Source organism: Actibacterium lipolyticum (assembly GCF_900184935.1).
GTDB classification, from domain to species: Bacteria; Pseudomonadota; Alphaproteobacteria; order Rhodobacterales; family Rhodobacteraceae; genus Actibacterium_A; species Actibacterium_A lipolyticum.
In genome coordinates this window covers 1,265,198-1,276,866 of sequence record NZ_FXYE01000001.1, presented here as the reverse complement: position 1 = coordinate 1,276,866, position 11,669 = coordinate 1,265,198, and the positions used below count along the sequence as shown (strand labels likewise).

8 protein-coding genes are annotated in these 11,669 nt (G+C 56.5%); 4 read left to right on the top strand and 4 right to left on the bottom strand.

Translation table 11 applies throughout. The features are described 5' to 3' along the window. Window positions 1-144 precede the first annotated feature (144 nt). Window positions 145-1,338: a multidrug effflux MFS transporter gene (locus tag COL8621_RS06380; protein ID WP_093966433.1), complete on the top strand. Its 1,194-nt coding sequence runs from the start codon at window positions 145-147 to the stop codon at window positions 1,336-1,338. Window positions 1,339-1,340: 2 nt separating this feature from the next. Here the strand turns inward: COL8621_RS06380 and dusA are convergent, their stop codons facing one another. After that, window positions 1,341-2,369, bottom strand: a complete 1,029-nt coding sequence (gene dusA / locus COL8621_RS06375; protein ID WP_093966432.1) for a tRNA dihydrouridine(20/20a) synthase DusA — start codon at window positions 2,367-2,369, stop codon at window positions 1,341-1,343. Window positions 2,370-2,633: 264 nt separating this feature from the next. On the opposite strand from dusA, the gene COL8621_RS06370 reads away from it, so the two are divergent. Further along, window positions 2,634-3,788, top strand: coding sequence for a tyrosine-type recombinase/integrase (locus tag COL8621_RS06370; protein WP_093966431.1), 1,155 nt, complete (start codon window positions 2,634-2,636; stop codon window positions 3,786-3,788). 118 nt (window positions 3,789-3,906) lie between these two features. Here COL8621_RS06370 and COL8621_RS06365 read toward each other — a convergent pair whose 3' ends face one another. The 3 genes from COL8621_RS06365 to COL8621_RS06355 are packed head-to-tail and all read right to left on the bottom strand — an operon-like array spanning window position 3,907 to window position 9,539. Then, window positions 3,907-6,792 (bottom strand): type I restriction endonuclease subunit R, encoded by a 2,886-nt coding sequence (locus tag COL8621_RS06365; protein WP_093966430.1) that lies wholly within the window; start codon window positions 6,790-6,792, stop codon window positions 3,907-3,909. A gap of 9 nt (window positions 6,793-6,801) precedes the next feature. Next, a complete protein-coding gene (locus COL8621_RS06360) occupies window positions 6,802-7,986 on the bottom strand; it encodes a restriction endonuclease subunit S (protein WP_093966429.1) in 1,185 nt (394 codons plus the stop codon). Next, complete coding sequence (locus COL8621_RS06355; protein WP_093966428.1) at window positions 7,983-9,539, bottom strand: type I restriction-modification system subunit M; 1,557 nt, start codon at window positions 9,537-9,539, stop codon at window positions 7,983-7,985. Before COL8621_RS06355 ends, COL8621_RS06360 begins: the two co-directional genes overlap by 4 nt. 478 nt (window positions 9,540-10,017) lie before the next feature. On the opposite strand from COL8621_RS06355, the gene COL8621_RS06350 reads away from it, so the two are divergent. Further along, a complete protein-coding gene (locus COL8621_RS06350; protein ID WP_093966427.1) occupies window positions 10,018-10,836 on the top strand; it encodes a hypothetical protein in 819 nt (272 codons plus the stop codon). Between the two features lie 189 nt (window positions 10,837-11,025). Next, window positions 11,026-11,658, top strand: a complete 633-nt coding sequence (locus COL8621_RS06345; RefSeq protein WP_093966426.1) for a DNA-binding protein — start codon at window positions 11,026-11,028, stop codon at window positions 11,656-11,658. Window positions 11,659-11,669: the final 11 nt, after the last annotated feature.

The window sequence follows — 11,669 nt, the reverse complement described above, 5'->3', positions numbered from 1 at the left end:
ACCCCGGCTGCGCCGGATGCTCAACGCAAAAAACTTCGCTCGTCTTGGGGTGAACGCGCTGGCGTTTTGCAAAGACGATGATAATTTGCCCTTGCGCCCCGCCCTTATTCGAACGCGCTGGCGCATCCATTGAAAGGAAATCTGATGTCTAGCGGCCTGTTCCGGTCTGCGATTGTGCTTGGGCTTTTGTCCATGGTCGGGCCCTTTGCGATCGACATGTACCTGCCCGCGATGCCCGAAATCGCGAGCGATCTTGGCGCGACCGAGGCCGCGACACAAACCACGATCACAGCATATTTCATCGCCTATGGCATTGCGCAGCTGGTTTATGGCCCGCTGGCCGATCAGGTTGGGCGCCGCTGGCCCCTATTCATCGGCGTCGGGATATTTCTGATCGCTTCTGTCGGGGCCGCGATGGCCGACACAATGGTCAGCCTTTGCGCATGGCGCGCGTTTCAAGGGCTTGGCGGCGCGGTTGTCATGGTCGTGCCACGCGCAATCATCCGCGACACCCATACCGGCGTTCAGGCAACGAAACTGATGGCGATGATCATGCTTGTCATCTCGATCTCGCCAATGCTTGCGCCTTTGGCGGGCAGTGCCATTCTGGCCATCGCAGACTGGCGCGCGATCTTCTTGGTCCTTGCCGCAACCGCCCTTCTTAGTCTGGCCCTAACCGCCACCATGCAACCTGAAACTTTGGCCCCCGAACACAGAGTGAAGGTCAATCTGCGCAATATGATCAAAGGTGGTCGCATTCTTTTGACCGACGCCAACTTTATGGGGCTGACGTTCATCGGCGGGTTTGGCATGGCCAGCTTTTTCGTCTTCATCGCGTCGGCGGCATTCGTTTACACAGGGCAATACGGCCTGTCCCCCACGGGCTTTTCGATTGCTTTTGCCATCAACGCGATCGGGTTCTTTTCAGCCTCGCAAATGGCTGGGCCATTGGCCGCGAAGTTCGGGTTGAACCGCGTGATCCTGTGCGGCGTCGGCTTGTTCGCGCTTTTCTCTGCTGCACTGGCAACGGTCGCACTGCTGGGCTTGGCCAGCCTTCACATCGTCGTGGCGCTCTTGTTCTTGGCGAACGCGGGTCTTGGCGTCGTGATTCCAACCACAATGGTCATGGCCCTGGAAGAACATGGTGAGATAGCAGGCCTTGCCTCATCCCTTGGCGGAACGCTGCAAATGATATCGGGCGGCATTATGATCGTCGCAATGAGCCCGTTCTTTGACGGCACGATTGCTCCGATGTCGATGGGCATTGCGTTGTGCGGACTGTTGGCGTTGGCCTGTACATTGCTGACGTTCCGGCGCGCGAACCCCGCCGCTGCGTGACCTTAACTTGCCAGCCGATCCTGCTGAACATGTGCCAATGCGGCGTCGATCAAATCCAACCCTGCGTCCGGGCGATGCGACCCTTCAGACAGGGTCCGCCGCCACCCACGCGCACCGGGTCGCCCCGCGAACAGGCCAAGCATGTGGCGGGTGATGTTGTGAATCCGTCCGCCACCTTCCAAGTGGCGGGCGATATAGGGGCGCATCTCATCCACCACCTGCACGGCCGTCTTTCGGCCAGACAGGCCAAAGATCAACTCGTCAGCTGCCAATAGGATATCCGAAGGCGTGTGATAAGCAGCCCGCCCAATCATCACACCATCCAGCCCCGCATCAAGCATTTCCCGTGCAGTTTCAAGGTTATCAATGCCGCCGTTAATGCTGATATGCAGCTCCGGAAACGCCGCTTTCATCTGTTTAACCAGGTCATAGTCCAGCGGCGGAATGTCCCGGTTTTCCTTCGGGCTAAGCCCTTGAAGCCACGCCTTGCGGGCGTGAATAGTGAAACGCTGCACACCGGCGGCGCTGACAGTTTCCAGAAAGGCCGGAAGCACCTTTTCTGGCACCTGATCATCCACGCCGATCCGGCATTTCACTGTCACCTCTACGTCTGCGGCCTCCGCCATCGCGGCCACACATTCCGCAACCAGATCGGGCTTTTCCATCAAGATGGCCCCAAAGCTGCCGGACTGAACACGGTCAGACGGGCAGCCGACGTTAAGGTTCACCTCGTCATACCCTTCGTCGCAACACATGCGCGTTGCTTCGGCCAATTCTGCAGGATCGGATCCGCCAAGCTGAACCGCAACGGGATGCTCTGCCGCGTCAAACGCCAACAAATGCCGCGCCCCGCCCCGTACCAACGCCGGTGCCGTTACCATTTCAGTATAAAGAAGAGCCTGCGAAGACATCAGACGGTGCAAATAACGGCAATGACGGTCGGTCCAATCCATCATCGGCGCAACAGAGAGGCTCGCTGCCCGGCGAACATCTGAATTCCCTTGTTTTACTGGCTCTGCGCGATCGGACATCGGCTCGGTTTTCCTCGGTTTTGGGGCCGTTTGCCCCCATTTTTGGGATGAGTGCAACAAAATGTTGCACCGACCCGGAATTGTTGCACCGGTTTTTCGCCTCTCGGCAGGGCAACCCAAGGGGCCCGCCGACGCGTCTCGATCAGCTCTCGGGACGGCCACCCCAGCCCGAGATATTAAACCCTGATCAAATTTCCGACCGGTCGCGCGGTAGCGGATCGATCTCCCTCACATCGACAACGAATTCCCGAAAAGGAGACCCGGATGGGTACCATCATGACGCGCAAGAAGAAAGACGGTTCGCAAAGCTTCACGGCTGTGATCCGCAAGAAACAAAAAGGCAAGGTCGTTCTCACGCTGACCGAAACATTCCAAAATCAGCGATCCGCTCAGCGCTGGATGAAACAGCGAGAGCGCGAACTCAACGCACCTAACGGTCTCGAACGAGTTATGGCTAAGACTGCCAACAAGACTTGGTCCGATGCCATCGAAGACTACATCGGTGCTGCAAGGGAAAAGTTCGGCAAAACCAAAAGTGCCAACCTCACCTATTTGCAACGTCTCGATTTCGGAAAGCTCGCCGTCGAAGAAACGACCGACCATGATTTCTTCAAACTGGCGCAGGATCTTCTGAGGGGAGTTCAGGCCTGCCCTTCTGATAAGGAGAAGGATTGCCCCGAGCATTACGCACTGAAACCACGCCTACCGCAAACAGTGCAGTCGTACATGGCGACACTTAGCGCCGTGGTCACTTATGGTGGCACATCCAGCAAAGTTGAAATGCCGATCGGTGAATTTCATAAGGCTATAGCTTCACTGAAGCACCACAAATTGGTCAAGCGATCAGAAAAACGTACTCGCCGACCAACGGTCGAAGAAATGAACCGGCTCCTTAGCCATTTCCATGCTAACTACACAGCTGATCAACGTCGCGTTCCGATGCACAAAATCGTTGGCGCTGCCATCACGCTCGCGCACCGGCAAGCCGATCTTTGCAAGTTAAAGTGGAATGACGTTGATGAAGGCGCTATGAAATTGACCCTCCGAGATATGAAGAGCCCGAAAGGATCCGCGGGAAACGACAAGGAGCTTTGGGTTACTGACGAGGGGATGAAAATTATTCAGTCGATGCCCCACCGCAAGGACCGAGTGTTTCCGTATCACTCAGACACAGTCAGCCGACTCTTCACTCAAGCGTGTGAAATACTTGGGATCGAGGACCTACGTTTCCATGATCTGCGGCACGATGCCATATCGCGTTTCTTTGAAATGGACCTCGAAGGTGGCACCCGTGATAAGATCCTCAAATTCACGGGTCACACCCCGGACGGTAGCCTCTCGCGCTATATCAACATTGAGCACAAGAGCGACAAATACAAAAATTGGGAGTGGTGGCCGATCTTGTTTGCCTCCCTCTGATTGCTACTCCCGTGTCCATGAAGCCCTTCGCGTTGTTTTCGCGGAGGGCATCCATTGTTCGACGACCTACTCCCGCGGAAGTCAGAGACACCCGCTGCAGCCCTAAAAAACTGCCGACTCATGCAGAATCGAGGTCGCCCAAATTCTCATCGTATGTTTCGATGAATCCGATCATTCTCGCGATGATCTGCTTGACGCGTTTCGCCCTCTCACGAATGCCCGGCTTCGTCTTCAGGGTAGCGACCACATCATCCGCCAACGGCTCCTTGTCAGAAAACGTGTATGCTTGCATTAGCTGTGAAAACGCCTCGGGGTCCAAATCTTCTTCTTTGCAGATCCGCTGGAAGGCATCCGACTTCTTTCCGGACCAATATCCTTCGAAAGCCTCTTTCAACTCGTCCGCGCTGCGGCGCCCAATAAGATAGGTCGCCATGAACTCCTCGATCAGGTCCTTCTTGCTACGCAGTCGCGGTTCGGAGCCCAATATGTCGAGAACTGCCTTCGTTTTGCCTTTGCGTGTTTCCTCGGCATCCTCATCGTCTTCGGGCGCTTCAACGATGGCCGCAAGCAATGCGAGAATGTAGGCGACGTTGATCTCGTCGCGCCGGATCAACTCAAGCTCGAAATCGATCTCGTCGATGATCGACTCCCTCTCGTCGGCCGCATCCGACTTCGTCCGGTCATGGATGTCCAGATACTTGCTCTTGAAGTCTTCGAACCTCTGCGGAGACATTTCCAAGTCATCAGAGTCAAACTCGACGAAACTGTTGAGTACATTCATCAGCCGGATGAGTTTCCGAAACGTCGTGACGAAGGCAAGAATGTCGTCTTCGGAGGCGAGACCATCCACGTCATCTGGCTTCGCAACTATCTTCTTCAGGTCCTGGACGACTGAGTTGAACTCATTGACGACGTCGTCGTAAGGCTCAACCAAGATCGTCTCACGAGCCTCCTTGTTAGAAAAGAGCGTGATCGCCTCATCCACCTTCGGCTTCAAGTTCCTGAAGCAGACGATGTTGCCTTGGCTCTTGCGTTGTCCGAGGATCCGGTTTGTCCGCGAGAAAGCTTGGATAAGGCCGTGGTAGCGCAGGTTCTTATCGACGTAGAGGCTGTTCAGTGTCTTCGCGTCGAAGCCTGTTAGGAACATGTTTACAACGAGCAGGATGTCGATGCCCTTCCCCGTTTGAAAGTCCTTGCGATCGCGGGACTTCATCCGCTTCGCCACAGCCTTGTAGTAAGCGTAGAACGCCTTGCCGTCCTTCACACTGTGGCCGGTGCCATAGAGCGCATTGTAGTCATCCACGCAGGCCTGGAGCTTGTCGCGGGTGTGCGGGTTCGCGACCCCGCCCTCGCCGCCGATATCCGGTTCTCCAATCAGGCCATCGGCGTCTGAATCATCCTCGTTTGCGGTAAAGGTAAAGACCGTGGCTACCTTCAGGTCGTGTTTGCCCTCTGCTCGCTTGCGCTGAAAAAGCTCGTAATACTTCAGAAGCACCTCGACCGAGCTTACGCAGAGGATGGCACTAAAAGCCCGCTTCTGGGTCTTCTTGTCATGATGTTCGAGGATCCAGTCTACGATCCCCTCAATGCGATCCGGGTTTTCGTAGAACTCCTTTAGGTTCAGCCCTGCGACCTCTTCGTCGGTCGGCATAGTACCGTCCTTGCGCTTCAGTTTCCCCCAGTACTCCACCGAGAACTTCAGAACGTTGTCGTCGCGGATTGCGTCAGTGATGACGTAGCGGTGCAGGCGCTCACCGAAGAGATCCTTCGTCGTCCGTCTTCCCACCTTATTGTCAGCGAAGATCGGTGTGCCTGTGAATCCGAACAGCTGTGCGCGAGTGAAATACCCGACGATGTTCTTGTGCGTCTCTCCGAACTGTGACCGGTGGCATTCGTCGAAAATGAACACCATCCGCTTGTCCTTCACCTCATCCAACTTGCCGGAGTAGCGGTCGCGGCTGATCGCGGTGTTCAGCTTCTGGATGGTCGTGACGATAACCTTGGTGTCGTCCGTCAGTTGCTTCACCAGGGCGGCGGTGTTGTCCGTGCCATCGATAGACCCCGGCGAGAAGTGATTGAACTCCTTCGTGGTCTGGTAATCCAGGTCGGCGCGGTCGACGACAAAGACCACCTTCTCGACCTTCGGGTTCTCAACCACAACCTGCGCCGCCTTGAAGCTCGTCAGGGTCTTTCCCGACCCGGTGGTGTGCCAGACATAGCCGTTCTTGCGGCCGCCCTTCACCCGCTCCACGATCGCCTCGACCGCGTGATACTGGTAGGGGCGCAGCACCATCAGGATGCGGTCGCTTTCGTGCAGCACCACATATTTCGCAATCATCTTCGAGATGTGGCACTTCTCCAGGAACGCGTCCGCAAAGGCGTCCAGCTTGTTCACCGGCTCGTTCTCGAAATTCGCCCAGGGGAAGGTTTGCTTGAAATCCTGGTGGCGGTTGTTGGCAAAGTACCGCGTGTTCATCCCGTTCGAGATGACAAAGATCTGCACGTACTGGAACAGCGCCGTACCCGCCCAGAAGGAATGCTTGTGATAGCGGTTGATCTGGTTGAAGGCCTCCTTCAATTCCATTCCCCGCCGCTTCAGTTCGATCTGAACCAGAGGCAGACCGTTGATCAGCAGCGTGACGTCAAAGCGGTTCTTGTAGCTGCCGACCTGCGTGACCTGCGTCGTCACCTGATAGCGGTTGCGGCACCAGTCGGTGGTGTTGAAAAACTCGACCCAAAAGGATGATCCGTCATCGCGCGGCAGGTGAAAGCGGTCGCGCAGGGTCTTGGCCTTCTCGAACGGGCTGCCCTTGCCCAGGTGCGACAGGATGCGGTGGAACTCCGCGTCCGAGAACGTCGTGCCGTTATGCGCCTCCAACTGCGCCTTGAGGTTGGCCTCCAGCGCCGCGGTGTCGGGGATTGTGACCTTGGTCCAGCCAAGCCCGCCCAGGCGGGAAACAAGCTGAGCTTCGAGTTGCGCCTCGGACTGGATCGTGGCCGTCATGGAAACCTCTTATACGAACATCTTCTGTAACAAACCCTGGCGAAAGGCATCGAGTTTCTCGATCTGCGCCGCCACGCTGTTGATTTTGGCGTCAATGGCGCCGAGGGCATCGGCGATTTTGCGTTGTTCATCGGGGTGGGGAACTTGCAGTTTTAGATATGCGAGAGTGTCGACAGCCAATCCCGGCTGAGCAAGTCCCGTGGCAAATTGGACGAGCCGCATGTCGACCAACTTGTAGAACAGCCATTTGGCTACAACATTATCCGCTGGTTCGGCCACAATAGCATGTTCTGTCGCGTAGAATTGACCCTCAGCGAAATGCACATTACCGCAAAGCGCGCCCTGACGACCGATCAAAGGAAACTGTCCGTTCTTATTGAATTTCAGTGAAAAACCGCGAAGGCCATTTCCACCGTAACACGGGAAGTTGGTATCTGTATTTTCATCCGAAATTTCCGCAGCTTGCAAAAACTGTCCGGCCTTCATTTGACAGATTCTTCCGAGGCGTGTTGTTTGCCAATCCGGAAACGCGCTGCCGTCGTCGGCGCGGAAGCGGATGTCCTGGGAGAATATCTTCTGCATGAGCCCGGTCTTGTACTCTGACAAGAGCGCCTTCTCCCGCCGCAACCCCTCCAGCCGCGTATGCAGCGCATTCAGGCTGCCAGCCCTGCGCTGTTGCTCGGCAAGCGGTGGCAGATCGATCTTCCAGCGAAACCACTCGTCCAGCTTGAAAATCATCTTCTCGACGTGAACGCCGATGCTGGAATGAAAGAAGGTCTGCTGAACATAGATCGCGTGCACCAGCCAGCGCAGGTATTCGGGGTCAAGCACAGGGCGGCAGCGCAGCACCGAATACTCGTTCGACACAATCGACCCCGAGAACTCCGCCGGAACGATGGCGCAGGCCCCGTGGACGATCTGACGTTTCGAAATTACGAAGTCGCCTTCGCGGATTTCGAACTGCGATTTCACCGAAATCTCGCGCCCCTTCATCCGGGCCCGCCGTTCGATCCCGCCGCGTGACCGCTTGACTGTGATCAGATCATATTCGGCGTGATCCAGCATCTTCACAGGACGGGAGACCACCTCGAACAACTTGCCCAGACGGGTCCGGGTCCATCCTTCAGGCGTCTGTCCTATCTTGGGTATTCCCGGCTGCACAGACAGCGGGAAAGTATGCACGATTTCGTTCATACTGGGCTCTCCAGCCCCAGTTCGGCGCAGAAGGCGCGGATCTGGTCGTCCACCGGCCCCATGTCATCGCGAAGCACCTTCAATGCCTTGGCCGTCGCTTGCATGTCCACCGGCGGCGGCGGCACGAAAGTGTCGACATAGCGCGGGATGTTCAGGTTATAGCCATTCTCGGCGATCTCGGCGCGGGAGGCGCGGTGGCTGAACCGATCCACCTCGGTCCGCGTGCGGTAGCCCTGAACGATGCGGTCGACGTCACCGCCGCTCATGTTGTTTTGGTTCTTGCCCTTCTCGAAACAGGTCGAGGCATCGACGAACAGGATATCGTCCGTCTCGCGGCATTTCTTGAACACAAGGATACAGGTGGGAATGCCGGTGCCGTAGAAGATGTTGGCTGGCAGGCCAATGACCGCATCGAGCCAGTTCTTTTCCTCGATCAGGAAGCGGCGGATAGCCCCCTCGGCCGCGCCCCTGAACAGCACCCCATGCGGCAGCACCACGGCCATGGTGCCGTTCTCGTCCAGATGATGCAGCATGTGCTGGACAAAGGCGAAATCGGCTTTTGAGGCGGGCGCGAGCTTGGGATACTCGGCAAAGCGGTCATCGCCTTGGAAGATGCTGTTCGCCGACCATTTCGCAGAAAACGGCGGGTTGGCCACGATGGCCTCGAACAGTTGCCCCTCGTGCTGCGGCTCTTCGAGCGTATCCGCCTGACGGATGTCGAAGTTGCGGTAGTGCACCCCGTGCAGGATCATGTTCATGCGCGCAAGGTTGTAGGTCGTGCGGTTCAGTTCCTGCCCGTGGAAGTCCTCCACGTTTTCGACCTCACGGGCGACGCGCAGCAGTAGCGATCCCGACCCGCAGGTCGGGTCATAGACCGACTTCAGCCGCGTCTTCCCGGTGGTGACGATGCGCGCCAGGATGGTCGAGACCTGCTGGGGCGTATAGAACTCCCCCGCCTTCTTCCCCGCCCCGGCCGCGAACTGGCCAATGAGGTATTCGTAGGCATCACCCAGGATGTCGCTGTCGCTGTCGTGCAGGCCGAAGTCGATCTTGTCGAGGGCGGCCAGGATCTTGACCACGAGGTCATTCTTGGCCTGCTCGGTGCGGCCCAGCTTCGACGAGGTCAGGTCGAGGTCCTCGAACAGGTTGTCGAAGTCATCCTCGGACTCGGTGCCAAGGGTAGATTCCTGGATGTGGTTCAGCACTTCGGCCAGGTCGGACAGGATGAACTGCCCTGGCTGCGCGCCCCGCTTGGCGATCGCGCTGAACAGCTCGGTCGGCTTCAGGAAATACCCCAGCGCGCCAATCGCGGCTTCCTCGACTGCCTCGAGGATCTCTTGTCCATCCTTCGTGGTCTCGTCGACCTTGTCGAAGGTGATCTTGTCCTGCTCCAACACCTCGTTGGCGTAGAGGAACAACCGCTCGGACAGATATTTGTAGAAGATGAAGCCAAGAATGTAGTCCCGGAATTCGTCAGCGTTCATCTTGCCCCGGAGGGCATTGGCGATGGCCCAGAGTGTGCGCTCAAGGTCCTTTTTTTGCTCGTTCGTCAATACTATGGCTCCTAATCTTGATACATCGATAACGATGAAAGTTGGCCCCGGCAATGGAAGGACGGCTTCCAGGATGTCGTGAGCCCAGGTACCGGTTTCACCGAAACGGCAAAATTCCGAGATCCACTGCCCAGGAACCTCCAAGCCTCACGGCGCACGGACTCGGTGGGGGCATCGCCTTGAAATCAAGAACACCGTCATGGTTCACCATGGTTCAGTGCTTAATTGCCTAATATTGCTTAAATGCCTGCCTGGAAATAAAGAAATAAGATCATCCACTTGCCACGAATTTCCAATATTTTCTCTTGGCAAGGCGGACTCTTTTACGGGCTCATCAGCCAAGAGTTCGGGCAGATTACATTTTTGACGGGACGTTCAGAAAAACAGGCTGTTTGCCTCCTCAAAAATGCGGGCGACGTTTCCGGGCGCACCAGCAGGGTCCCACCTCTTTCTGACACGATGTTTGAAAGAGGAATCCATGAGAAAACACAACAACCAAGTAAGCATCCCCTATAACCTCCTGAAGGCCATACTTGACACAGAATTGCGGATATCAACGACCCGGCTGCTCATAGCCTTGTTCGCATGGCAAGACTTCAACGACCTCTGGAGCCGATACGACACCTACGTGAAGAACCCAGAACAAGCCCGGACATGGGCACCGTGCAAGGCCCTTCGAGATCTCGTCGGACCCAAAAGCGCTAACACTGCCAAGTCTCTCGTCACCATGGTCGAACAGGTGTCGCAGACTTGGCTGTTTGATGACCTAAGGTTAAGCGAAGACCACAAGACCATCTATTGGCAGTTTAGCTCCCATGTGCACAACTGGATGGCTCGAAGGTTCTTCGAAGAAAGCTTTGCCCTGCTCGACCTCAGGGATGTCGCAGCCTGCCGCAGTCATCTGACTTTAAGCTTGTATTGCGGCGCGAAGAACCTTCGAAACCATCCGCTACCTGAGTACGTTATACCTCTATCGAAGCCATGGAGCACCCATCGCAGAGGGCTTTTCACGAGCCTGCAACAGGTCTCGAAAATGGTCGATACGACCTTTTTTGTCGGCTTGGAATGGATATACCGGGCGGACCGCAAACAGCAGCTTCGCATTCGGCTCAGACATCACGGAACGACATGGTACCCGGACAAGTTGCGACAATGGGGCACCGACGCGCGCGTTTTCAAACTGAATTCCGAAGAGCTCCGCGAGATCCGCAACCGCCACTTTCCCGACTATGCGATTCCTGGGGAAGCGCCTGGCAGCGTAGAGAAAAACCTGCGCCGCAATCTTCCGAAAACCTGACACGCTCGAAGAGACTGCTGGCTTCCTTGCGGCACTTTTGAAGGCGGCCCTCGAAGGGGTCGCCTTTTTTCATCCTGCGTTTTTGTCCCTACTTGAAAAGAACCATCTTCTGAGTACCGCCCCGTCGGGGTGGTAGCGCTTGGTAACGGTAATACCGGTGCTTACCAATACCAGAAATGGGAGCCCAACATGGCCCAGAAGTCCAACAAGTCCATGGAAACGCGTGTACGCGAGGCCATCAAAAAGCTCGAGGAAAAGGGCGAAGACATAACAAACGCGAAGGTTCGCGCGCTCACCGGCGGTTCTTTCAGGGACGTCAGCCCAGTCGTGAAGAAGCTCAAAGCCGAACTGGAGGAAAAGGCCAGGGTCGAACGGGCTACACCCGACATGCCCGAAGACGTCTTGGACGCAGTCACAGAGCTATGGACCCTGGCATGGGCGCGCGCTGACGAGACCGCAGCAGCCGAACGACGAGGCCATGCTGTCGAAATCGACAAGCTGAAAGCTGAGGTCGTCGAACAGGAAGAAGCCGTGGAAATCGTGGAGGCCGAGCGCGACCAAGCTGAAAAGCGAGCCGAGGTTGCAGAGGCCAAGAATGCGGAACTCTCGGAGAAGCTCCAAGAAACACAACTGCAAGTCGCAGAACTCAAGGGCCGTCTGGCCGAACGCCATAGTGATGTTGTTCAGCGAACCAAAGCGTCGCCCACGGAAATCAAGCGAGCGAAGATGAACAAGGCACCTATCAACAAGGAAGAGCAGCCTGACATGTTCCCCTCCCCAGCTCAGAGCAAAGAGAGACAACCGCCTGTAGCCGCCAAGTGACAGCAAACCGG